Here is a 23,672-nt window from a genome sequence, read left to right on the forward strand (position 1 = left end):
CCGCCGATTTCCTGCCTTGCCGCCAACCTCCGGCCGCTCAACAAAAAGACCGCACACCGGAAATACCCGGTATGCGGCCAGCCGCCCGTCAAACGGACGACAAGTTTTTACTTGTAGCGGTTAATAAAGTCCACGGCTTTGCGGATATCGATCTCGGGCTGGTCGCCGACTTCGCGCTCGATCGTCAGATAGCCGGTAAAGCCGATATCGACAAGCGCCTGGAAGTAAGCGTCGAAATCGACCTTGCCTTCGCCGAGCGGAACTTCCTTGAAGATTTCTCCGGAACGGACCATCTCGGCGATTTTGCCGTGATCCATCGGCTCGTAGCCAAGCGCCCCGTAAATTTCCCGCGGATCGACTTCCTTGTAGCGAATGCCGTCCTTCACGTGCGTATGGACGATATAATCCTTCAAGGTATGTACGCCTTGAACCGGATCGTCCCCGGTGACCATGACCATGTTCGCGGGGTCGAAGTTGACGGATACGCCTTTGCTCGACAGCGTATCGAGGAAGCCCTTCAGATGCGCCGACGTCTCCGGACCGGTCTCGATCGCGAAATAGCCCTGCATGCTGCTGGCGTATTGGCTCAGCTCTTCACAGGCGCCCTGCATGGCGTCGAACACTTCGCCGCTATGGTCGTGCGGCACGATGCCAATATGCGTCGTGACGATGCTTGTGCCGAGGTCCTTGGCCAGATCGAGAATCCGCTTGGACTTCTCTACCTTGGCGGCGTTGGCCGCTCTGTCCTGGAAGCCGTGGCCCCCGAGGTCGCCGCACAATGCGGATATTTCCAAACCGAGCGATTCGATATATGATTTCAGCTCGCGGCGCGCCGCCGGGGACAAGTTATCCGGGTCCATTTCGCCCTTGACGGCGTAGATTTGCACGCCTTGCGCCCCTACCTCTTTGGCCTTCTTCAACCCTTCGCGCACGCCGATGCCGAAGCTGTCAACGATGACGCCGATCTTGTTCGTCAATTTCAACCGGAATCTCTCCTTCATTCTTGGATTTGCCCTCCGGACGGGCGGTACCCGCCGGCTTCGGCAAAAGCTTCCACAATTTCATTCCATGCAGAACCTAATCTCCATTGTACTAGAAAAGGGGGGAAGAAGTCACGCCGCAGTTTGCGGTTTTCCGAAGGCTGCTTCCAGTTTGCGAGCCGGTCGGCGCAAACCTCGTGCGGTCCTCGCACGGGCGCTCCAATCCAGAACAGGCCCGCCCTCCCGGTATGGGGAGGCGGACCGTCTTTTCCGAAACGATATCGGTTTTTACGAGCCGCCGAACGAGCGGCTTACTTTATGCAGCGCATCTGCTACCTCGCGAACGGCCTGCTCGTCGGAGAGCAGCACGTTTTGCGACAGCCAGACGGCCTCCTTCTCGCACATCGACTCGCAGACCGGGCATTCATAGATGCGGTCCTCGCCGGTCCACATGCGGGTGGTCTCGATCACGGATACGTTGCGGTTGAGCGGAATATATCCGGACGCGAGCGGCACCCCTTCGGCATTCGCCCTGCGTATAAATTCATTCTTGTCCGTCACTATCGGGTCCAGCTTGAACATATACAAATGATAGGCGTGCCGGGTTATACGCGGGTCTTGCCGCAGCAGACGAATGCCCTTGACCCCGTCCAGCAGCTCGTTCAGCAGTGCGGCATGGCGCTCTCGCCTGCCCATCTGTTCTTCAAGGCGGGTCATCTGGGCCAACGCGATCGCCGCCTGAAACTCCGTCATCCGGTAGTTTTGACCGAATCTTTCATGCTGATACCAGCCTCCGTCCGGAATGCGGCCGACGTTGCAGATGGACCAGGCGTTCTCCCAATAGTCGCGATTGTTTGTCGTTAGAATGCCGCCTTCCCCTGCATTCAAGTTTTTGCTCGATTGCAGGCTGAACGTCCCGATGTCGCCGATTGAGCCGACTCCCCGCCCTTCCCAGGTCGCCCCGACCGCCTGCGCGGCATCCTCAATCAGCGCCAGCCCGTGCTTGTCGGCAATTTCCTGCAACCGCGTCATATTCGCCGGAGCTCCCGCCAAATGAACGGCAATAATCCCTTTCGTCCTCGGCGTAATCCGTTCCTCGATCTTCTCGGGATCGATCAGCAGCGTATCCGCCTCAATATCGGCAAAGACGGGAATGATGCCGAAGGCGAGCGCCGCCGAGGCGGTGGCGATAAACGTATATGGAGGCACGATCACCTCGTCGCCCGGCTTCAAGCCGGCCGCCTGCAAAGCAACCGTGATCGCCACCGTGCCGTTCACGACGCTGACAGCGTAAGCCGCATCCTGCAGCTCGGCAAATTTCCGCTCCAGCGCAGGCAGCTTCGGCTCGTAGCCGGCTTTTGCCGCGCCTGCGGCGCCCCCCCACTTGCCCGATTCCAGCACTTCCTTCAACAGCTCCAGCTCCAGCTCCCCCGCTATCGGCCATGACGCGAACGGCGTCGTCCGTGTGGGCGTTCCTCCGTCGATTGCCAGCTTCTCCATCTTCCTCGCTCCCCTTCTGTGCAGACTGTTCTGGTCTTTGTACCAGCACATTACGCATCCAGCGTACAACAGAGGAGGAGAGGCCGAATGCCATATTCTGCACTGGACCGGACATTCTATGTCAAGGAACAACTAAAAACCGCCCTGCGGGCGACCCTGTGACAGGGTGCGCGCAAAGCGGCTGAGAAACGCATGCTCAGATGCGGTTGTAATTGTCCGCCAGTTGTTGCTGGGCCATCCGGATCATTTCGCGAACCATCGTTCCGCCGATTTCGCCGCCGATTTTGCCGGCTTCCTCGGTCGTGAGCTGGCCGTTGTTCCCGGGAGTCAACGAAATCCCCATGGATCGGGCCACCTCGAACTTGACGTTATTCGGTTCCGCCGGATTGACGGCATAACCCGCTTGCTGCATAACCGTCGCCTTGAACGAGTCCAGGCTTTGCCCGGCCCCGGGTACGACTAACGAACGTCGGCTTCGTCTTCTGGCCATCGTTTGGATCACCTCATGAATAAGGTATCCAACCGTTTCCCGGCTTATACGGCATCTATTGTTTTGCTAGGGGTACTTCTGCACTCGTTGAAGATGGCGGTGCTATTTGGCCGCCTCCTCCTCGATCGCCTTCTTCACCTTTTCGTCGGTATTGCGCAGCGCCGTGTTGACATCCTGCTTGCCGATGATGACGTCATTGAACTCGCGGGCCAGAATCGTCGCCGGGTCGGTGGAAACGGCCGAATTGAGGGCCGGAGTCGGAGCGAATTGGTTGAAGTAGACCGCCGACGTATTTTTGCCGGACAACGCCGCGGTTTGCTGGCCGAACGTTTTGCGCACTTCCGTGTCCTTCAGACTGGTCAATTGGCCTTCCTTGTTATTCTTGACCTGTACCTCGTCGGATAGCAGATGAGCGACTGCCTTGAACGCCTGCTCCCTGTTCTTGCCGCCCGATATAAAATAAATGCGCGGCTCGGCCTGAAAGCCGGTCTGCGGCATATCCGCAAATGTCGGGGCAGATACCATATCCCAGTTCACCTTCTGGAACCCATCGCGGTTGTATGAGGACAACGGGGACATAAGCATAGCCATCGTATTTTCCGTCAGGAAGGCGTTCAGATCGGAGTTTCCTCCATCGGTGCCGGGTTTGAAACCGCTCAGATTGCCTTCTATTTCATAGAAGCGTTTGACATTGTCCAGTATTCGCTTCCAGCCTGGAGTGGCGGAGGCCAGCGGTTTAGCGCTTACCGTGTCGATCAAAGGCAGCGAAAGCTGATTGCCGTTGAACACGAGCCTGTAAAACATCCCCATCCCGCGGTAGGAAACTCCGCTTTCCGTACGCGTCATTTTGCGGGAAAGCTCGTAAACCGCGTCCCAGGTCATCCCGTTAACCGGATACGGGACGCCGAAGCGGTCGAAGATGTCTTTGTTGTAAAACAGGACAATCGGATTGAACGAATCGGGCAAGCCGAACAGTTTACCGTCCCCGGATACGTTCTTAATCGTCTGCACTGCTGCCGGATCGAACCGGCTCAAATCGTATTTGTTTTTCGCGATAAGGTCCGAAATGTCCGACTGCAGCCGGTATTGAAGCAGCGTCGAGCGCATTTCCGTCAGCGTGAGCCAATAGATGTCCGGTACGGTGCCCGTTGCGATCAGATCGCTTATTTTGGAGTTGGGCGCGATGTACTGGACCGTATAATGCGGATACTTTTGCTGCACCGGCTTGCCGATTTTCTCGTCAAACAGCGGCTTCGTCATCGAGGTGCTGGCCGCGTAGAAGGAAAGCTCGGCCGGCTCGTTCGACTCGGCAACCCCCTGATCCGCTCCTTTCGCTTCCGGCGTCTTCCCCTCGCCCCCGCAGCCTAGCAGCAGTACGGTTATCGCCGCCGAAGCAAGCGCCCCCTTCCACCAGCCGTTTGGAAATTCCAAGCTTTCATGTAAGCGCTTAATCATGAATGTCCAAGCCCCCTATTTACTTCGATAATGAGAACTGGATCGCAGCCTCCCTTTCAGTATTGAGGAAAATTGGCTACGGCGTAAATAGAAAAAAGATCGAACAATATGGAATATTGATCGATCTTCAACAATCAACTATTTTTCCATATGTTTCGAACGATGGTCCATTTACTCCTGGTTTGGTTCAAATATAATTAAACTTAGCAATCCACCAAAATCCCATATCTCCGAAAAGGGGGTACCCGAACTGCTGCACGCTTTCCTTGACCGCCTGCATCTGCGCATTATCGACGTTCTGCAGCGGGACTGCACGTACGCCGAAACGATGGGATACGAAATCCGCAGCCGCTCCACGCACGTACGCAGCTTTCTGTATGCCTACGACGGCATGGCCAAGATGGAGCTGGACGGTGTCGCGTATTCGCTTTACCCCGGCTGCGTGTTCCACTTCCCGCTGAACCAAAGCCTGGTCATCCACAGCTCGCGGGAGCAGCCGTTCTGTTATTTCACGGTCAGGCACGATTACAAATTCATTGAATGGGAGGGCACATCGATCCGCTGCAGCGAGCCGGAGGATCAGGTGTTTCCGTTCGACTGCGTCGTTCCGATGCCGGATAAGGAAACGATGCTGCGCGATATGCAAAACCTGCACGGCTTGTGGAACGGCAAAAAAACGGGCTACGAATGGGAGACGAAGCTCGCATTCCTGAATATCCTTCAGCGCGTAGGGGAGCAGCAGCACGAGCAAAACGACGCCGCATCGCAATCGATCGTGCAGTCCATGGACTACATCCGCAACCATTACCGCGAGCCCCTGGAACGGGAAACGCTGGCCCGGCAGGCTTCCCTGTCCAGCAGCTATTTCTCCGTCCTGTTCAAAAAGCACGCCGGTTGCTCGCCGGTTCAGTACATTACGAAAATCCGTCTCGATCAGGCCAAGCTGCTGCTGCGCCGCAAATCGTTGTCCATCTCCGAAGTGGCCCGCGAAGTCGGTTACCAGGACCCGCTTTACTTCGCCAAAGTGTTCACGCACGAAATCGGCGTCTCTCCGCGGGCTTACCGGAATATGTAAGCCTCGGAGGCTCGCCCACCTTTGCAGAAAGAAGGAATGCCATATGACGCATCCCCACTACCCGCTGCTTGTCTACGGAGCGACGTCGGCCGGCCTCGGCTTGACAGTCGCCGCCCCGGCAGGAACCCTGCTGGTCGAGCGTTCCTCGCTCGTCGGGCACGAATTCGTCGCCGCCTATAACCCCGGTCACCGTTGGGAGCGGCGGCTCGACTCCGCCGCAGCCGAGCTGCTGCGCACCGAGCTGCTCGAGCGAGGGCTGTTGACGCCGGAAGGCCGCGTTCACCTGCCGGCCATCGCGCCCGTGCTGTTCCGGCTAATCCGCCAACACTGCCTGCATGTGCAAATGATGACGGAAATCGTGGAGGTCGTCCCGGACCGGAACGGGTACGCGGTCACCCTGCTGAATGCCTCCGGATTGACCCGGGTGACGGCCGGACGGCTGATCGACACGACCCCGCTTTGCTCGTCATTGGGGGCCCGCCGCATGACGCCCATCGCCAAAAGCATCAACGCCATGCTGCATGCGCCGGGAACGGCGGAGTTACCGCCCTCTCCGCTGCCGGAGCCGCTTGACGGACGCGTCTCCCTGCTGGACGGACTGTACCCCGGGGAACGCATCCTTCGCCTTGAACTGGATGCCGGGGACGGCTGGCTTACGGCGCGCGAGAAGCTGCACCGTTACTGGGCCGACCATTATACGGCCTTCGCCCCGTGGACAATAGCCGCTTTGGCCGATGCCTTCGACATCCGCACGACCGAGCTCGACCGGGACATCGCCGATCGCTGGAGCTGGTTCCCTTCGTCCTCCTACGCCAATCTGCTGGAAGCTTACGACGCCGGCTATACGAAAGGGTGTTTGCTCCATGAAACTACTGTATCGGCTTGATAAACAAGGAATGGAACAGCCGGTCCCCGCGGGCCATTCGTTTCCGGAAGCATATGATATCGCGGTCGTCGGACTCGGCACGGCGGGAGCCCTTGCCGCCATATCCGCCGCCCGGCGCGGACATCGGGTGCTCGGCATCGAGAGGCTGAACTGCATGGGCGGAACAGGCACCGCCGGCACGGTGCAGGGCTATTATTTCGGGTCCAGAGGCGGGCTGTACGAGGCGCTGGACGAGGAGGTGGCGGCGCTCGGGCATCACGGCTTTACGAAAACGGGCGGGGTCAACGGCGAGCTGAAAAAGGCGGTGCTGGAAAAGCATGCCTCCGAAGCCGGTGTCACCGTTCTTTACGAATGCTCGGTAATCGGAGTATACATGGACGGAGAAAAAACAGTCGGCTTGCGCTGGCTCGGTCCGGATGGCTTATGCGAAGCCGGCGCCCGGGTCATTATCGACTGCACCGGGGACGCCGAGGTGTGCGTGACGGCCGGAGGCGCTTTCCGCATGGGCAGATCGTCCGACGGGCAATGCCAGCCGTTCTCCAACGTCATCAAGCAGGTGACCGGGTATGGCGTGCATCAGTTTTACACCGATTCCGGCTATGTCGACCCGACTGACGGGGACAGCATCTCGCAGGCGATTATCGATTCCGCCTTGCGCACGACGCATTTGAAGGACCGCTACGAAGCCAAGGACCGTTTGATTTACGTAGCCCCGCAGCTTGGCATTCGCGAAGGCCGATTTATCGACGGGGAATACAACATAACGCTGGACGATTTCCTCCAGGACCGGTTAAGCGATCAGCCCGTCTTCTATGCCTATTCGAACCTCGATAACCATAGCAAGGACGTCGCGCTGGAAAGCGAGTCGTACCAGGACTGGATCGTCGCCGCCAGCCTGTGGGGGCTGAACGTATCCGTCCCGGTTCCGCTCGGAGCGTTGATTCCGCGGCAGATGGACGGCATGCTGGTTGCCGGACGGTGCATCGCCCTCGACCACGATATGGCCACCTTGGTGCGGATGAAGCGGGATATGCAAAAATGCGGCGAAGCGGCAGGCATCGCGGCCTCCCTGGCGATCGAGCTGGATGTGCCGCTGCGCGGCGTCCCGCATGCCGCCCTGTCCGCTCTGCTGCGCAGCACCGGCTGTCTGGACGAGCGCAATCATGTCGGCCTCCGTCTGCCCGATCCGGCCAAAAACGATCTCGGCACGGATCCGCGCTGGCTGGCGGAGATTCCGGCGATCCGCCTGGCTTTGGCCAGCGATCGGCCGGGCATCGCCATCTGGTCCGCCAAGCGGCTGGGCGCCCGCATCAACGACGAGCTGAGACAATGGCTGCTGAGCGGCGAATCGGACGAGCAGCTACGGCGCCACAGCGCCATCGCTCTGGCGCTGCAAGAAGATCGGGCCGCCGTTCCGCTACTGCGGCAGATGGTCCGGGAACGCGACAGCTACGTGCCCCGCACGAGCCGCAAATACAACCAGGTTCGCGGCTATGCCGCCATCTACTTGCTGGGCAGACTGGCCGATGCCGAGATCGTGCCAGAGCTGCTGAATATTTTGTCAGACCGCGACTCGTTCGCCAACGTCTCGACCGACGTCGAATTTATTAATAGTGACGAGGAGTATTACTTTCAGTTTTTCACCTTTTCCTTGACGGCCTTGTTCCGTATCGGAGACAAGCATGTGGAAACGCGCCAGGCGATTGCCCGGGCGGTGGGCGAGCTCGTCGTACAGCCGGACTTTGCGTTGTCCGTTACGTTGAAGCCGAGCAAGGATCAGCATTACGAGATGACCGGAACGATTCTCCGGCTGGTCGAATCCAAGCTGCGGCAATGGGGGGAAAGCGAGCTCCCCGCCCCGGGTACTGCGCCTGTCGGCCGGTCCGGGTAACGGTCAGGCGCTCCGACCGCACATCGCCCGCACTCCGCTTTGCAGGCGTGGGACAGCGATGGTCTGAACTCGAAGAAAAGGACGGCCGATGCGGTACCGGTCGTCCTTTTTCCGTTCGATAAGACGAGGAATCATATCCCGATTTCCCTCATGCTCGCCGTTACGTTCTCCATCCTGCCCTCCATGTCCGTCCCGGCAAACTTTGGAAGCTTCAGATCGCTTACGATTGTTCCGTCGCTCATAGAAAAAAATTTTCGGAAGGATTTTCGGCTCAAAACCGAAATCAGTGCTTGACCCAAGATGATGTTGACTGGAGCGCGCAGGGAGAGAAGGTCGTTGGAAGGAAGGCCGCCGCTTTGTACGATATTTCACACAGGAAACGATTTTTTCCAGGCAATGCCGAGTGTTTTATATGAAATATCGTACAAATTTTCGCTTTTTGTATGCCGCGTCTTGCTTTTTGTACGATTTTTCGCACAACAGGCATGAATTGGATTCGCTTTGGAGACCACTTGTGTGAAAAATCGTACAAATCTCTTCAGCAAACAACGCCCCCGAATATTACCTACAAAATTCAGGAGCTGCATGTCAACGAACTGAAAGGTACGTTGAACATCGGTCTGACATCCACCGGAACCGCCGAACAATTGCGAGACATGATCGAGAAAATGAAAACCGATCAGGGACATATCGCCGAAAACATGGCCTTTTCGCCGAGTACGGATAACCCTCGTAAGTCTGCCTTGATTTTTGCGATGCCCCGTGATGCTGCGGATGTTTTAAAGTTTCCATCCCCTTGTACATTAGTCAGAAGACCCATTTCCCTGTATAATAGAACAGAGACCAAATTAGGGTAAGGGGTAACCGGATGAATATAGCCTTTTTTCTTATACCGAAACACGAAGTGATCTGCCTCACTTCGCAGTCGACGCTACGGCAAGCTTTGGAGCGCATGGAATTCCACCGTTACACAGCCGTGCCGGTCCTCTCCGACGAGGGCCATTATCTCGGCACGATTACGGAGGGAGACCTGCTCTGGTTTTTCAAAAACACGCCCGACGTCACGTTCGAAAACGCCCACCGCCACCTGCTCTCGTCCGTACCGATGAGAATGCATAACGCGCCGGTTCATATCGACGCCAATATGAACGATCTGATCTCCAAAGCCAAAGCGCAAAACTTCGTTCCGGTCACGGACGACCGCCAGCACTTTATCGGGATCGTCCGCCGCAGCGACATTATCGAATACTGCGCCTCGCAGCTGTTTACTGCGGCAGCGAAGCAATAACGGCAAGAAACAGCAAAGCCGCGATCCCCGGAGGGTCGCGGCTTTGTCTTTGTTCGTTAAAACCGGAAATCGTCGTCAGTCAGATGCTCCACGTTGGTCGTCCGTACGTAGCCGTTCCCTTTTTTGGAGAAAAAGTCGTGCTGCTTCGTCCGCGTGCTGATCCCGTTGAGCACGATCGGATTGACTTCCTCATCGGGGAAAATCGGATCAAGCCCCAAGTTCATGAGCGCCTTGTTGGCGTTGTAGCCTACGAATTTCTTCACTTCGTCCACGAGGCCTAGAGACGAATACAGCTCCTCGGTATACTGCTCCTCGTTGCGGTGCAAATATTGCAGCAGGCCATTGAAAATTTCCAGCGCGTCCTTCTGCTCGTCGGGCTCCAATTCGGCGTACACCTCTTGGGCCAAGACGCCTACATACAACCCGTGAATGCTTTCGTCGCGCAAAATAAGATCGATGATCTCGCCGCTGCTCGTCATCTTGCCCTGACCGGCCAAGTACAGCGGATAGAAAAAGCCGCTGTAGAACAAGTAGCTTTCCAGCAGCACGGAAGCCGCCATCGCCAAATACAGGTCCTTGCGCGTCTCGATCGAGCGGTAATATTGAGCGATCGTCTCCGCCTTCGTCTGCAGGCAGCGATTGTTCTCCACCCAGCGGAACACGTCGTCGATTTCCTCGGTCGTCGCCAGCGTCGTGAAGATGCTGCTGTACGATTTGGCGTGAATCTGCTCCATCATGCCCATAAAGCCGAGCACGGCTTTGCGTTGAAGCCCGTCGACATGCTCCATGATCTTCGGCATCCCGACGCCGCCCTGCACCGTGTCAAGCAAGGTCAGGCCGCCAAGCACCTTCATGTAGAGCTCGCGCTCGCTATCGGTTAACGTCATCCACGACATTTTGTCGTCGGACAACGGAATTTCCTCGTCCGTCCAAAACTGCATAATATTTTGACTCCAGAACGTATTCGTGAAGTCGTCGTCAGGGCGATTCCAGTTGACGGCTTTCATCGGCCCTTTGCCGTTCGTATTCATATAGTTGCGTTCTCCTTTTTCGCCCAGCTGCGTCGAGAGCCGTTACACCGAACAGCTGATGCATTCTTCGACGGACAGCCGGTTCGTCCGGGTGTAATAAAGCGACTTCAGCCCTTTTTTGGCCGCATAGATGTAATAACGGGCCAGCTGGCGCGTCGTGACGTCGCTGTTTACGTGCAGAACGGTCGAGATGCCTTGATCGACATGGGATTGAATTTCGGCGATCAGATCGAGCACCTTGAACTGGTCCATATTGTAAGCCGATTTGTAGTAGAAGAAGTTGTCGCGGCTCAAGTAAGGCATTGGGTAATAAGTCGTCGAGTTCGCATACGTCCGGGTTTCGATCTGTTCCACGATCGGCATGACGCTCGAGGTTGCGTTTTGAATATACGAAATGCTTTGCGTCGGCGCGATCGCCAGACGGTAGGCATGATACAGGCCATGCTGCTGCACGAGTCCCTTCAAGCGGGTCCAATCCTCCGGCGTCGGCAGGTCGATCCCTTCGAACAGCTCCTGAACTTTCTCGGATACCGGACGGTAATCATCGCGCTCGTAGCGCTCGAAGTACGTGCCCTTGGCATATTCGGACCGTTCGAACCCGTCGAATACGACGCCGCGCGAGCGGGCGATATCCATGCTCTTTTCCAGCGAATAGAAGTTCATCGCCATGAAGAACGCCCGTGCGAACTGAATCGCTTCTACGCTGTCGTAAGCAATGCAGTTTTTGGCCAAATAGCCGTGCAGGTTCATCGCGCCGAGTCCGACCGAATGCAGCTCGCGGTTCGCCTTGGCGACGCCTGGCGCGTTGAGAATGTGGGTCATGTCGCTCACGGCGGTCAAGGCGATCATGCCTTCGTGCACCGATTCGCGGATTTTGCGGTGTTCCATCACGTTGGCGATGTTGAGCGAAGCCAGGTTGCAGCTGATGTCGCGGCGGATGATATCCGCCTGACCGTAGTCGCCGATCTCCGACGTTTCCTGCAGCTGGAATATTTCCGTGCATAGATTGGACATTTTGATCGCGCCGATATCTTTGAGCGCATGGACGCGGTTGGCGTTGCTGCGGTTCATGATATACGGATAACCGGATTCGAGCTGAATCGTGGCGATTTTGACCAGCATATCGCGAGCGCTCATGACGACCTTCTTGCGTACGCGGCTGTCCGCGAGCAGCGTGTCGTACATCGCTTCCATGTCCATATCGTCGAGATGCTCGCCGTAGGCGGCATACACGGAATAAGGCGCGAACACGTGAAGCGGCTCGCTGCGCTCGGCCAGCTCGTAAAATTTGTTCGGCACGATCAGCCCGATCGAAAGCGTCTTGAGCCGCGTCTTCTCGTCGGCGTTAATCTTTTTGCTATCGAGAAACTCCATGACGTCCCAGCCGAAGATGTTGTAATAGCCTGCGCCCGATCCTTTGCGCTGCCCCATCTGGTCGGCGTAGGAGAACGCGTCCTCCATCAGCTTGAGCACCGGCATGATGCCTTTGGCCGCGCCTTCGACGCCCTTGATCGGCTCGCCGCGACCGCGCAGCTTGGACAGGTTGACCGCCACTCCGCCGCCGATCTTCGACAGCTGCATGCATGTGCCGATGCCGTAGTTGATCGAATTCAGCGAATCGTCCAGCTCCAGCAAGAAGCAGGATACCATCTCGCCCCTTCTGCTCTTGCCCGCGTTCAGGAACGTCGGGGTGGCCGGCTGCAGCCGGCGCTCCATCATCGATTCGGCGAGCGAGCGGGCCGAGTCCATATCGCCGCGCGCCAGATGAAGCGCCACGATCGCCACGCGGTCGGCGTAATGCTCCAGATAGAGCGACCGGTCGTTGCTCTTGACGGCATAGTCGGTGTAAAACTTCGAGGCCGCCATGTACGAAGGGAACTCGAACTTGTACCCGTGAGTGATGCCATATATGTATTCCACCTGCTCCAGCGTGTACTGCTCGAGCACGTTCTCATAAAAGTCCTGATCGATCATGTAGCGGATTTTCTCCGCCGTATCGGCAAAACGAACGCTCTTGCGAGCCACTTCTTCCATGAACGCTTCTACCGCTTCCCGATCTTTGTCCAGTTGAAAAAATCCGTCCTCATTACGCTGCATCAGCATGTTATTCAGCTCAATATGCCGCAACTGCGTTCACCTCCCGCATGAATCGTTCCACATCGTTCGTCGTGCCGGCCAGCTCGAACTTGCTCAGAATCGGCACGTCGTACATATTCGCTATGCGGTCCGCGCTTTTCGCGAACCCTTCGCCCCAGTTGCGATTGCCGCTCGCAGACACCCCGACCAATTTGGCATAATTGCGCTTCAGAAAAGACAACGTCTTCTCCGGCGCCTGGCCGAACCCGGTCGTATAGGTAACGAGCACAAACGGCTCGTCGATGGTCATGTCGCTTTCGATCGGTACAACCGGCATATTCAGTTTGCCGACGAACCGGCGCACATTCCCTGTCTTTGAATCGTATACAATCAACATCTAGTGGCATCTCCTCTCGACATCCCCGGCGCGACTATATGTACGCGCGCAGCCCAAAGACAACGTCTGCCATCATCACAATGACGCGGACGCTTTCCTATCGACTGTAGGGTTCATATTTTTGCAACAGACCGTGCCGGCTACGTGCGCCGCGCTTCCTGCCTCGTGTTTTGCGTCCAGCTGGCTGCTAGACGAAAAAGTCACCGTCACAACAATATGTAGTTTGTATTTAATAATTTATATCAAGATGTTGTGCATGTCAATGCGGGGAGGTGCCTATTTTTCTAGCAAACGGGGTTGACTTTTTGCGAACGCGCTCCCTGTCTGCCTTCCCGGGCCAAAATGAAAATGAGCCCGACTATTTTCAAAGTGTGCGTAAAAAGAGCCCCCCAAATTTTTCCGGTGGGGGGTTTTGGCCGGAAAACGGCCGTTCAAATGACGTAATCGAGCACATATTCATCGGCTTCCGCGTACGTCTTCGTCCCGGTCAAAGGAGGGGCGTACAGGTGCAGGGACACGGTCCGCCCCGCGCCCGGATTGCGCATCCGGTGAATGAGTCCGGCCGGCGCAGACAAGCATTGTCCGGAACGGACGCGCTCCTCCGAAGCGTATATTGCATCTCCGCGCCCATCCGTGCGGAATACCGTATTGATAAGCTCTCCTTCCACCACGATGGCACAGCCGAGCGAGTCGCCATGGTCGTGGATGAACGTCCCGGTCCGCGCCGGCAAGTGCACCAGAATCGCTTCGACCTCGGTATTGCGGAACAGCACCGTCCGTCCGTAGGGCAGCCGGTCGGGCTGCGCGACATGAGGCTCCGCCTGACGGGGCGTACAGCCGACCGCAGACAGCGTCTCCTTCAAATCGCGCATATCGGGCCGTCGCAGGCTCGCCAGCGCCTCTTCCAATCGTGTCATGAACAGCATGTGGGACACTCTCCCCGCGTATAATGGGGGCGAATTACCGCCTTGCCTATGTATATGCGCCCGGTGCGCGCCCGGTTCGGCTGCATGGCGGGGGGACCGTATACCTGTTTATCCGTTCGCCGAAAGGCCGGGCACGGGCAGCTCGTTCCCGCCCGTCGCTTCGCGGTAGCCGTAAGCGAGCAGCAGCGCCGTCTCGTGCCATTGAAGCCGCTCCAGCAGACTTACAGCCTGCGGGTCCCGTTCTCGCGTTACTTGCCGCTCCACGGCGTCCACAAACCGGCGCGGGTCCCATGCGCGCGCCTCCGCAAGCGCGGTCAGCTCGTCCCGACTGCGGACGGCTCCTCCGGGCAGCGCCGTTTCCGCCGAGCTTTTCAATAGCCCGACCGCGATCCGGTGCAGGTCAGCATAGAGCGGATGGTCGCCGGCGCGGGCGAACCAGTATTTCGCGTTTCCGTAGTCGCCCTCCATCCGGTGCATGATGCCGTGCCACAAGCTGCCCGTGGGCGTCTCGATATGCTGCGAGATCGCATGCGAGACGTCCAGGCTGTCGTTCCACAAATGCAGGCCCGCCCAAAAAGCCAGCGCCTCGTCGCCCCTCTTTCCCTTCGCCGTGCCGGACCGCCCTACGGCAGCCCTGGCCTGTGCGATGGCGTCGTCGAGCTCCGCGCTCCATACGCCGCCGACGGGCTTCAGCCGCTGAAGCGGTCTCCGCTCCGCCAGCCGCTGCACGAGGCTTATCGTTTGCTCCATCCCGTCCATCCCCTCTCCATTTCCGTTTTGGCTCCAGTATAGCATAGCGCCTTTATGGACCTTCCCGCCGAATCAGATGCGGCTCGCGCCCGGCACAAGACAAACAGGCGGCGCCCCGTCCAGCGGGCACCGCCTGTCCCTATCGTCGACGACTGACTACAAGGCACGCACCATGCCCCCGTCGACCAAAACCGCCTGCCCGGTGACGTACGTATTGGCGAACGAGCCGAGGTAAACGATCGTCTTGGCGAATTCCTCGGCCGTGCCATACCGTCCGAGCGGAATTTGCGCCGCAAGCCGCGAGCGCACCTGCTCCTCGGTCGAGCCCGTCTGCTCCGCCGCGCGGCTGTCCAGTTCGCGGATGCGGTCCGTCTCGATGCAGCCGGGACCAACCGTGTTGACCAGGATCGCGTCCTTGCCCAGCTCCGCGGACAAGCTCTTGGTCAGCGCATAAACGCCTGCGCGAAAGACGTTCGACAAAATCAGATCGGGAATAGGCTGCTTGACCGATACCGAGGTCAGATTGACGATCCGTCCGCCCCCCTGCAGCCGCATATGAGGCAGCGCCTCGCGGATCAGACGGACGACGCTCATCAGGTTTTGCTGGAAGGCCGCCTCCCATGCGTCGTCTCCGAACTGGTCGAAGCCGCCTCCCGGCGGTCCGCCGGCATTCGTGACGAGCACGTCGAGACGACCGGTCCAACCGACCGCCGCGCGGATCACCCGTGCGGTATCTTCCTTGCGGCTGACGTCGGCTTGCACGGTCAGCGCTTCCTTTCCCGTCAGACTGGCGATATCCGCCTTCGCCTGCTCCAGATGCCCGGCATCGCGGCTGGCGATGACCACGTTGGCCCCTTCGCGCGCAAATTCGACAGCGCTCGCCTTGCCCAAGCCTTTGCTGCCTGCGGTTACGATGACCGTCCGGTCATGCAGCTGCAAGTCCATATCGCTCCGCTCCTAAAAGATCGTATTTTTTTCCTGCTGCGTCAGCTTGCGCGCCGGAATGTCCAGCACAAGTCTGCCTCCGGCCAATCCCCATATCCGCGAAGCGTTTCGCTCGGCCATCTCCAAATTTTGCATGGCTGCGATGACGATCATGTCCTGCTCCTTGCACAGGGCGCGCAAATCCTGCAGCACCTTCGTGGCCGACTCGGGGTCCAGCCCCTTCGTAGGCTCGTCCGCGAGGATGACCTTGGCGCCCTGAGCCAGCGCTCTCGCAATCGCTACGCGCTGCTGCTCGCCGCCGCTCAGCTTCTCGGCGGGCAGCATCTTCGCCTTGTCCAGCAGGCCGACCCGTTCCAGATAGTCCATCGCCCGTATATGCTCGTCCGTCGATATCGTTCCCGTCAGCTTGCGCCACAGCGGCAGTTGGTAAAAACGGCCGCTGAACACGTTTTTGAGCGCATTTTTGCGCGGATTCAGCGCAGGCCGTTCCTCCATGAACGCCCAATCTTTGCGCAGACTGAACTTGTCCGACCATTTGGAGCCGGACAGCTCCGTCCCATCGATAATAAGCTGCCCTTCGGTCCACTTTTGCTGGAGCGCCATGCAGCTCAGCAGCGTCGACTTCCCGCTCCCGCTCGCCCCGATCAATACGACGAACTCGCCTTTATCGACCTGAAAGCTTACCTTGGACAGTATCGTTTGACCGTCGATCAATGTTTTCGTTAAGTTGCGTACGATGATCATTCCCGTATCAGGACTCCTTTTGCCTCGGCGACTGCCGTTCGTTTGCCGGATGAAGGCATTTCCCGTCTATTATACCATGATTGGCTTCATCAAGTCCGGTCCAGCCGGAGAATGTTGCCGCTTGTCCGGCGTATCGCCCCTCTGCGTCGGTCAAATTCCAGACCGTCGCATTCTCGATGCGGAACCGCCGGCCCGTAAGGGCAATGCGAACCCCTGCATAGCGATCCGAATAGCCATGCAGGCGAACCTGCTCCAGCAGCCGTTCCCGCCCCTCGCGCAGCATCGGCTCCGCCGTCAGCCGCGACGGCATCGACGTAAACGTGTCCCGGTCGGTTTCCCATAAGGCAAGCGCCAGCCTGTTTCCGTAGTTGAGCACCGGGTCGCTCTCCGTCCCGTGCGACAAAATGACGAACGGCGCTTCGTCCAGCTGCTCCGCCAGCGGCTCGTCCGGCACGACCGCCAGCAGCTCGCGCCCCGTCGTCTTCCGGTAGCTGTCAAGAAGCAGGCGAGCGTGTTCCTCCCCATTGTCGTTCCGATGATGATCCTCCATGCGCGCACTCCCTCCGCCTCTATCATAGCAAAGAAAAGCGCCTGCGGAAACGAAACCGGCAGCGCTTTCGCACTTTTGCGCCGAAAGCCGATTAGACGGCTCCCTTTACGGGTAAAGATGCATAAATACAACAGTCTAAAGGAGGAACCGCTATGCCTTGGACCAAGGACGATTATCCCGATTCGCTAAAGCACTTTATGGCCCCGATCCGTCACAAGGCGATCGAGATCGCCAACGCCCTGCTCGAGGACGGCTACGGGGAAAGCCGGGCCATCTCGATCGCCACTGCCCAAGCCAAGGAATGGGGCGAGAACCGGCATATGCGCATCCGCAAAAAAGGACACTGACGGTGCGCGCGGCAACAAATGCCGCAGCTGCTGTCCCCAAGCAGAAGTTTGTCAGAGCCATAAGCAAAACCGCCCGCCCCCTTAAGGGACGGACGGCTAATTTGACGCATATCCAGCGATCATTATGGTGAAAATGGCATGCATTCCGTGAGCGCTTCTTCTATTAAAGGAATCCCTGAATTCGCGATCAGGAAACCGGATCAGTTCCTCTATGAAATGGGAACTATTAGAATTGAACAATACTCCATCCTACTTCCGCTGCTCATAAATGCCCTTCACAATTTCCTCGATACTCGGTTCCTTGATCTGGAGATCGATTACGCGGTTTTTCTCGGTCAGCTTCTGAATAACCTCGGTGACCGGAATCGCTTCTTTTTGGAACAACACCGTCTTGCGAATACCCTCGTCCTTGTACAGCGTCAGTCGGGGATCGTCGAGCTGAAACGCCTCCGTCTCCAGATCGACCGTAATGAGATGGCCGCCGGTGTGCTCCTGTTTGAAAGCCGCGAGCGAGCCGTCATAAATGATGCGGCCGTGATCGATCATGATGATCCGGTTGCAAATCTGCTCGATATCGTCCATATCGTGGGTCGTGAGCATCAACGTAATGTTTTTCTCTTTGTTGATCTCGCGGATGAACGTGCGGATTTTCGTTTTGGCGATAATGTCCAGACCGATCGTCGGCTCGTCCAGATAGACGACTTGCGGATCATGCAGCAGGGCGACGGCCAAGTTGGCCCTCATCTTTTGTCCCAGACTCAGTTGGCGGACGGGCCGGGTCAGAAACTCCTGCATTTCCAGCAGTTCCACGTAAAAATCGACATTATGTTTGTAGCGGCGCTCCTCGATCTTATACATTTTCTTGTACAGATCAAACGTATCCTCCATCGCCAAATCCCAGTACAGCTGGGAGCGCTGTCCGAATACGACGCCCATGCGCATCGCATTGCGCCTGCGCTCGCGGTACGGTACGATGCCGCCCACCTCGATCGTACCGCCGGTCGGCTGCAAAATACCGGAAAGCATCTTGATCGTCGTCGATTTGCCCGCTCCGTTCGGTCCGATATAGGCAACAAGCTCCCCTTGGCCGATTGTAAAATTAACATCCTGCACCGCCTGTTTGATCGACTGCTCCCGTCTGACTAGCGATTTGAGCGAAGGCAGGAATCCTTTAGCTTTGTTGTAGACGACAAACTCCTTCGAGACTTGCTTCACCTCGATAAACGCCACTTTGTTTCCCCCACTCTACGAGCCTGTACTCTTGTAGTGCCTTATCCCCAGCTGCCAAAACCCGTAAGCGCCGATAAGGAGCACCAGCCCCACGACCGGCGTCAAATACTGAAAGACCGGATGAAAAAATAAAAAGTCCGATTTGCCGAGGAAATATTGAGCCGGGTAAAAATTGACAAACGCATAAGGGAGCACCAGCGTCAACACCACCTGCACGCCCGCGTGGTAGATGGAAATCGGGTAGCGGATAAACCCCCGCAGATCGAACACAAAGCCGCTAATCGCCTGATTTTGCACCATCCAGAATACCGGAACCGACGTGTACAGAAAAGCCGAAGCCTGAATCATCGCTCCGCCGGCGACGACAAGCACCAGATAACAAGCGCTCACCCATGTAAATGTAAGATCCAGCCGTTGATAGCACAGCACGAGGATGAAGATCGACACGGCAATATGACTGGCATACTGGTAAGCGAAACGATGACCGATCATATACAGCAGCGGATTCATCGGTTTGGTCAGCACTTCGTCAAAGCTCCCGCTCTGCACCATGCTCGGCAGTTGGAATGCCGTGCTGTATACAAAGCTGCCGGCGATCGAGTAAGAAAGCAAATTCAAAGCATATAAGAACAACACCTCATAGGGCAGCCAGCCGTTGATCGTCTGAAACTGGCTGATCACTATCCACAGCACGACAAACTCCGCCATGTAGGAAGCAGCCTGACAGATGCCCTGCAAAAAAAAGGCGCCCCGGTATTCCAGCATCGCCTTCATCTTAAGGCGAACAAAGGCAGCATACAGCGCCAAACGGCTTCACCCTCCCTGAATAATGACTTTCTTCTGCACTTGCCGCCATACCGCTTTCTCCAGAAGCAGCAAGACAAAAATCCAGACCAATTGCATAGCGGCCACCTGTACACTCGCCGCAAGCGTCGTCTTGCCCAGAAAGATAGCAAGCGGCTCGAAGGAGATAAAGCGAAAGGGCAGCAGCATCGCCAGCTTGTACAACAGATCGGGGTAAAACCACAGCGGCACGACGGAACCGGCGAACAGTTCCATCAAGGCGCTCAGCATCCAGTTCGTATACATCGAAGTTTTCAGCCAAAACACTAATAAACCGACTACATAATGAATTTGATAAACGAGCCACATCCCGAACAGCAGCGTAAGCGCAAACATCGCCCATTGCCACGGCTCGTCCGGCCAACGAAACTGCAAGAACAGCACACTGATTACACAAACCGGAATAATATGAAAAACCGCGCTGTACAGATTTTCACCCATCTGCTCCGAAATCAAATAATACTTCAGGCTGACCGGCCGGATAAAATCGGTGGCGATTGTCCCGTCCTCGAAGCGCTGGGCCAATTTGTTGCCGATATTGGAGCGCGTCATGGACAGCACAACCATATTGATTACCACAAACGCCGTCATGTCCTCCAGCGTCGTTCCTTTGACGACCTGCCCCTCGCCCAGCAGCGCCGTCCACAGGCTGATCAAAATGGACAGGCGCAAGATCGAACTGATGATATAAAAATAGGAGTTGGCTCGATAGACGAACCGCTGTCGGAACGACTTCTCAGCAAAGCTGACGTATACGTTTTTCAGAATATCACCCCCCTTTTTATAGTAGTTTCTATATGAATTTCTTTTTTGATTCATATAAATAAATTTTTTATGAATCAATAGATTCATACTAATAATATATTAACTTCATTTCATATTAATGCCATAAAATACCTTTGTCAAACCCTTTTTTATAGATCAAAATCACCTGAATAGTTATTTTATGAACCAGATGTGGAGTTTTCAATCTCCCCTTCCCCGTGAAATCGATTTAAGATACTTGGCGTAGCGCGCTTAGCTGGCGCCCAAGAAAAAAAGCAGCCTGCTTGGCTGCTTTTTGGCTTACCTGATGGGTTATCAGAGAGTGATCGTTTCTTTACTGGACATGACGTGGCAAGCAATATCGTGCTCGGCCAGCATGGCGGCGAACTTGCCAGCGTCCTGGCGTATCGGCGGAAACGTATTGTAATGAAGCGGAATCACCTGCTTGGCGCACAGCCAGCGGGCAGCGTACACCGCTTCCTCCGGCCCCATCGTAAAGTTGTCGCCGATCGGCAGCGCCGCCAGAGCAATCGGGTTCATCTCGCCGATCAGCTTCATGTCGCTGTACAGGGACGTATCGCCAGCATGGAAAATCGTCTTGTCGCCCATCGTCAGCAGGATGCCCGCCGGCTGCCCGGCATACAAATACTGATCCCCTTCGCGCAAGGAAGATCCGTGAAACGCCTGCGTAAATTTGACGCGGAAACCGTCAAATGAATAGCTGCCGCCAATATTCATCGCATGCGCCTTCGCCCCCAGACGGATACAGTGCATAGCCAGCTCGAATACCGCCACGATCGGACAGTCGTTGCGCTTGGCGATCTCGATACTGTCTCCGAAATGGTCGTCATGCGCATGCGTGAGCAGCACCGCGTCTGCTTCGATCTCGTCTGGCGATATGCCGGAGGCCGGATTGCCGGACAAAAAAGGGTCGATAATCACTTTCGTTCCGCCGTTCTCCACATACAAGCAGGAGTGGCCGTAATACGTAATGTTCATGTCGAAAACCTCGTTTCATCCATATAATGGGACACTCCTTTATTGTACCTAAAATGCCGCATCGAAGCCAACGCCATGCGGACGGGCGCAGCCAAAAAAGCCCCGCGGCGATAAGCGCACGGGGATCGGAAAATGGCAGACGCTCACACCGCCGGAGAGGCGGAACAAACGACGCATAGGATACAAACGCACGCTAAGCGGCTCCCCCGCTTCGGGAAGGAGCCGCTTAGCCGGACTAGACCGGTCAGTCGGCCTTTTGCCGGAAAAAGTTCCAGCCGCCGAGCTTCTCGGGATTGCCCGAATCGCCTGCCAGCAAATCGTTGTATTGCAGCGCCGCTTTGCGGAACGCCTCCACGTACTGGTCGATAATGGCCGGCTCGTAATGCTTGAACCACGGAATGGAATACACACGAGCCGCGATGCCCTCGGACACCGGCAAGCTGCCCTTCGGCTGGCGCAGGTCGCGGGAAGCGTTGGCGATAATCGTCGGTTTGCCATGGCCGTATACGTCGGCGTCGTGCTGCAGCGAATGCAGGTGCAGCGGCAGGTTGCAGCCCGGTCCGATCGGCACGCCTTCGGAGCGCACCGCTTCGCAGAAACGGGTGACCGACAGACCGCCCAGTTCTTCGGGCACATAGTGGCCGTGGGTCGCGTACCAGCCGCCCATCGTGCTGCCCGAGCCGGGAGCCGGCCGATGCGCTCGCAAGCCCGGCACTCCCTCGAGACGGTCCCAGAAATAGTTCATCGCCTTGTCGATCTCGTTGATCCGCTCGTCGTAATATTTCAGCTGCACGCGGCCGACGGCCGAGCTGATCTGGTGCATGCGGAATTTGTAGCCGCCCAGAGGCAGACCGGCATGCGGCTGGAGATACGGCGTCTTGATCTCCTCGTTGTACCGCTCGTAATGGCCCAAAGCGATCGCCCGCTCATAAATTTCACGGTCGTTCGTGACGAAGATGCCGCCCTCGCCGATGGCGAACGATTTGCCCGCCATGAGCGACATCGCCCCGACGTCGCCGATCGTGCCGACCCGGCGTCCTTTGTAAAAGCCGCCCTGGGCATGGGACACGTCCTCGATCACCTTCAGGTTATGCTTTCTGGCGATCTCCATAATCGGGTCCATATCCGCCGGATGGCCCAAATAATGGACGACCACGATCGCTTTCGTCTTCTCGCTGATATGCCGCTCGATGTCGTTCGGATCGAGGCAAAGCGTGACCGGATCGATCTCCGCGAACACGATGGAGGCGCCCAGCGCATAAGCCGGCAATGCCGTCGCCCAATAGGTCACGCTCGGACAGATGACCTCGTCGCCGATCCCGACCCCGCAGCCGTAAAACGCGCCCAAAAGCGAGTTCGTGCCGTTGTTGAAAGCGAGCGCGTAGTCCATGTTCAGCCATTCGGCGAATTCCTGCTCGAATTGTTTCGTAATGTTCGTGCCGGACATCGCTCCGTCTCGCAGAACCTGCAAAGCCGCAGCCTCGTCCTCTTCGGTAATAATCGGCCATTTGAACATCGGCTCGTGCGATTCGCGCACCGCCTTCGGTCCGCCTAACAAAGAAAGCTTTTCCGTTCCGATCATATTCGCTCACTCCTGATTTTTGTATGGTTTTCCGCCTAACAGACTGATGATGTTGTCGTACTCGTCGCGGCGCGTATAGGCTGCGGTTGTGCCGTCGCTGCGGTAGCGGATTTCCCGCCGGAACGGGGCTTCCGTCTTCAACAAAGTGAATGGTTCGCGGTTGTCGGCAAATCTTCTGGCCGCTTTTTCCGCGCCTTCGCGTATGTGGGCCCGGGCAACCTCCGGGTGAAGATGGATGGCCCCGTTATTGCGCTCCTTGTACCCTTCCGTATTGAATTCGTCGCCGCTGCCCGGGACTAGCCCGCGCTTGACGGAGACCGTCTCGATGCCCGGAACAAGTTCGGCCGCTTCTTTGGCGAACGCCTCGTCCCCCGCGCCGAAAATCGAACGGACGCCATAGGACGCTGCGCATAAAGCCACTTGGCCGAATTCGCCGACGGACACGCCATTGATCGTGCAGTCGATGACGTTAAACCAGCCCGTATGGGCCATCTGCGCGTAAGGCGTACCCGCTTTCGCATGCTGACCGACCCAGACGATCGCGTCGAACGACGGGTTCAGCAGCGTGTACAGATTGCCGTCGTAGGGACCGCGCGCGAACTGCGCCCGCGGGTCCAGCAGCAAATGGTTGACGCCTCCGTAGCCGTGCCCGTCCACGACCAGAAATTCGGTGAAGCCTCCGGCCGCCAAGCCTTCGATCGCCGCATTCGTCTCCAGCGTCAGCAGCTTCTTGCCTTCCTCGTAATAGCGGGCTCCGGGCACGACCCAATCGTCGTGATTGATCATTCCCGCCACGCCCTCCATGTCCGTCATGACCATGACTTTCATGCTCGAATCTCTCCCTGAACCGCATATTGAACGAACATGCCTTGCCCTCTGCCAGGCAGCAAATAGGGGCTTTCCTTTCTCACTGGTAACTATA

At 57.2% G+C, this 23,672-nt stretch carries 24 protein-coding genes; 6 read left to right on the top strand and 18 right to left on the bottom strand.

What is annotated here, in order from left to right; genetic code table 11:
* Positions 1–107 precede the first annotated feature (107 nt).
* From ABD796_RS11680 to ABD796_RS11695, 4 genes are all read right to left on the bottom strand, one after another.
* Positions 108–1,001 carry a sugar phosphate isomerase/epimerase family protein gene (locus ABD796_RS11680; protein WP_344907741.1) on the bottom strand — a complete coding sequence of 298 codons (894 nt, stop codon included), beginning with the start codon at positions 999–1,001 and terminating at the stop codon, positions 108–110.
* 267 nt (positions 1,002–1,268) lie between these two features.
* The gene (locus ABD796_RS11685) at positions 1,269–2,480 is read right to left on the bottom strand and encodes a DegT/DnrJ/EryC1/StrS family aminotransferase (protein WP_344907744.1); all 1,212 of its coding nucleotides are present in this window, start codon (positions 2,478–2,480) and stop codon (positions 1,269–1,271) included.
* A 196-nt stretch (positions 2,481–2,676) separates the two neighbouring features.
* A complete protein-coding gene (locus ABD796_RS11690; protein WP_344907747.1) occupies positions 2,677–2,970 on the bottom strand; it encodes an alpha/beta-type small acid-soluble spore protein in 294 nt (97 codons plus the stop codon).
* Between the two features lie 102 nt (positions 2,971–3,072).
* Positions 3,073–4,425 (bottom strand): ABC transporter substrate-binding protein, encoded by a 1,353-nt coding sequence (locus tag ABD796_RS11695; RefSeq protein WP_344907750.1) that lies wholly within the window; start codon positions 4,423–4,425, stop codon positions 3,073–3,075.
* Between the two features lie 328 nt (positions 4,426–4,753).
* Here ABD796_RS11695 and ABD796_RS11700 point away from each other — a divergent pair, with 328 nt between their 5' ends.
* The 5 genes from ABD796_RS11700 (at position 4,754) to ABD796_RS11715 (ending at position 9,565) form a co-directional block, all read left to right on the top strand.
* Entirely contained in the window at positions 4,754–5,500 is a 747-nt protein-coding gene (locus ABD796_RS11700; protein WP_344907752.1) for a helix-turn-helix domain-containing protein, read from the top strand.
* Between the two features lie 43 nt (positions 5,501–5,543).
* Entirely contained in the window at positions 5,544–6,386 is an 843-nt protein-coding gene (locus ABD796_RS11705; protein WP_344907756.1) for an FAD-dependent oxidoreductase, read from the top strand.
* Positions 6,364–8,277, top strand: a complete 1,914-nt coding sequence (locus ABD796_RS11710) for an FAD-dependent oxidoreductase (RefSeq protein WP_344907758.1) — start codon at positions 6,364–6,366, stop codon at positions 8,275–8,277. Before ABD796_RS11705 ends, ABD796_RS11710 begins: the two co-directional genes overlap by 23 nt.
* A 485-nt stretch (positions 8,278–8,762) precedes the next feature.
* Complete coding sequence (gerPC, locus tag ABD796_RS35650; protein WP_379119895.1) at positions 8,763–9,134, top strand: spore germination protein GerPC; 372 nt, start codon at positions 8,763–8,765, stop codon at positions 9,132–9,134.
* 11 nt (positions 9,135–9,145) lie between these two features.
* The gene (locus tag ABD796_RS11715; RefSeq protein WP_344907760.1) at positions 9,146–9,565 is read left to right on the top strand and encodes a CBS domain-containing protein; all 420 of its coding nucleotides are present in this window, start codon (positions 9,146–9,148) and stop codon (positions 9,563–9,565) included.
* Positions 9,566–9,621: 56 nt separating this feature from the next.
* Here the strand turns inward: ABD796_RS11715 and nrdF are convergent, their stop codons facing one another.
* The 8 genes from nrdF to ABD796_RS11755 form a co-directional block, all read right to left on the bottom strand.
* The gene (gene nrdF / locus ABD796_RS11720; RefSeq protein ID WP_344908935.1) at positions 9,622–10,572 is read right to left on the bottom strand and encodes a class 1b ribonucleoside-diphosphate reductase subunit beta; all 951 of its coding nucleotides are present in this window, start codon (positions 10,570–10,572) and stop codon (positions 9,622–9,624) included.
* 66 nt (positions 10,573–10,638) lie between these two features.
* The gene (gene nrdE, locus ABD796_RS11725; RefSeq protein WP_344907763.1) at positions 10,639–12,723 is read right to left on the bottom strand and encodes a class 1b ribonucleoside-diphosphate reductase subunit alpha; all 2,085 of its coding nucleotides are present in this window, start codon (positions 12,721–12,723) and stop codon (positions 10,639–10,641) included.
* On the bottom strand, positions 12,710–13,069 hold the full coding sequence (gene nrdI, locus ABD796_RS11730) for a class Ib ribonucleoside-diphosphate reductase assembly flavoprotein NrdI (RefSeq protein WP_344907766.1): 360 nt from the start codon (positions 13,067–13,069) through the stop codon (positions 12,710–12,712). The genes nrdE and nrdI overlap by 14 nt, the downstream gene beginning before the upstream one ends.
* A 431-nt stretch (positions 13,070–13,500) precedes the next feature.
* A complete protein-coding gene (locus ABD796_RS11735; protein WP_344907769.1) occupies positions 13,501–13,995 on the bottom strand; it encodes a cysteine dioxygenase in 495 nt (164 codons plus the stop codon).
* 108 nt (positions 13,996–14,103) lie between these two features.
* On the bottom strand, positions 14,104–14,745 hold the full coding sequence (locus ABD796_RS11740; RefSeq protein WP_344907772.1) for a hypothetical protein: 642 nt from the start codon (positions 14,743–14,745) through the stop codon (positions 14,104–14,106).
* A 156-nt stretch (positions 14,746–14,901) separates the two neighbouring features.
* The gene (locus ABD796_RS11745) at positions 14,902–15,690 is read right to left on the bottom strand and encodes an SDR family oxidoreductase (RefSeq protein WP_344907774.1); all 789 of its coding nucleotides are present in this window, start codon (positions 15,688–15,690) and stop codon (positions 14,902–14,904) included.
* 12 nt (positions 15,691–15,702) lie between these two features.
* Positions 15,703–16,434, bottom strand: a complete 732-nt coding sequence (locus ABD796_RS11750) for a phosphonate ABC transporter ATP-binding protein (RefSeq protein WP_344907777.1) — start codon at positions 16,432–16,434, stop codon at positions 15,703–15,705.
* 7 nt (positions 16,435–16,441) lie between these two features.
* On the bottom strand, positions 16,442–16,984 hold the full coding sequence (locus ABD796_RS11755) for an MEKHLA domain-containing protein (protein ID WP_344907780.1): 543 nt from the start codon (positions 16,982–16,984) through the stop codon (positions 16,442–16,444).
* Positions 16,985–17,136: 152 nt separating this feature from the next.
* Here ABD796_RS11755 and ABD796_RS11760 point away from each other — a divergent pair, with 152 nt between their 5' ends.
* Positions 17,137–17,331, top strand: a complete 195-nt coding sequence (locus ABD796_RS11760) for a DUF2188 domain-containing protein (RefSeq protein ID WP_344907783.1) — start codon at positions 17,137–17,139, stop codon at positions 17,329–17,331.
* A gap of 249 nt (positions 17,332–17,580) precedes the next feature.
* On the opposite strand, the gene ABD796_RS11765 is transcribed toward ABD796_RS11760, so the two are convergent.
* From ABD796_RS11765 to ABD796_RS11790, 6 genes are all read right to left on the bottom strand, one after another.
* Complete coding sequence (locus ABD796_RS11765; RefSeq protein ID WP_344907786.1) at positions 17,581–18,561, bottom strand: ABC transporter ATP-binding protein; 981 nt, start codon at positions 18,559–18,561, stop codon at positions 17,581–17,583.
* Positions 18,562–18,576: 15 nt separating this feature from the next.
* The gene (locus tag ABD796_RS11770) at positions 18,577–19,368 is read right to left on the bottom strand and encodes an ABC transporter permease (protein ID WP_344907789.1); all 792 of its coding nucleotides are present in this window, start codon (positions 19,366–19,368) and stop codon (positions 18,577–18,579) included.
* Between the two features lie 6 nt (positions 19,369–19,374).
* On the bottom strand, positions 19,375–20,223 hold the full coding sequence (locus ABD796_RS11775; protein WP_344907792.1) for an ABC transporter permease: 849 nt from the start codon (positions 20,221–20,223) through the stop codon (positions 19,375–19,377).
* Between the two features lie 261 nt (positions 20,224–20,484).
* A complete protein-coding gene (locus tag ABD796_RS11780; protein ID WP_344907794.1) occupies positions 20,485–21,168 on the bottom strand; it encodes a metal-dependent hydrolase in 684 nt (227 codons plus the stop codon).
* Between the two features lie 244 nt (positions 21,169–21,412).
* Positions 21,413–22,750, bottom strand: a complete 1,338-nt coding sequence (locus ABD796_RS11785) for a DegT/DnrJ/EryC1/StrS family aminotransferase (RefSeq protein WP_344907797.1) — start codon at positions 22,748–22,750, stop codon at positions 21,413–21,415.
* Positions 22,751–22,756: 6 nt separating this feature from the next.
* Complete coding sequence (locus ABD796_RS11790) at positions 22,757–23,578, bottom strand: M55 family metallopeptidase (RefSeq protein WP_344907799.1); 822 nt, start codon at positions 23,576–23,578, stop codon at positions 22,757–22,759.
* Positions 23,579–23,672: the final 94 nt, after the last annotated feature.

The sequence above is a fragment of the Paenibacillus hodogayensis genome, assembly GCF_039536325.1.
Lineage (GTDB): Bacteria > Bacillota > Bacilli > Paenibacillales > NBRC-103111 > Paenibacillus_AB > Paenibacillus_AB hodogayensis.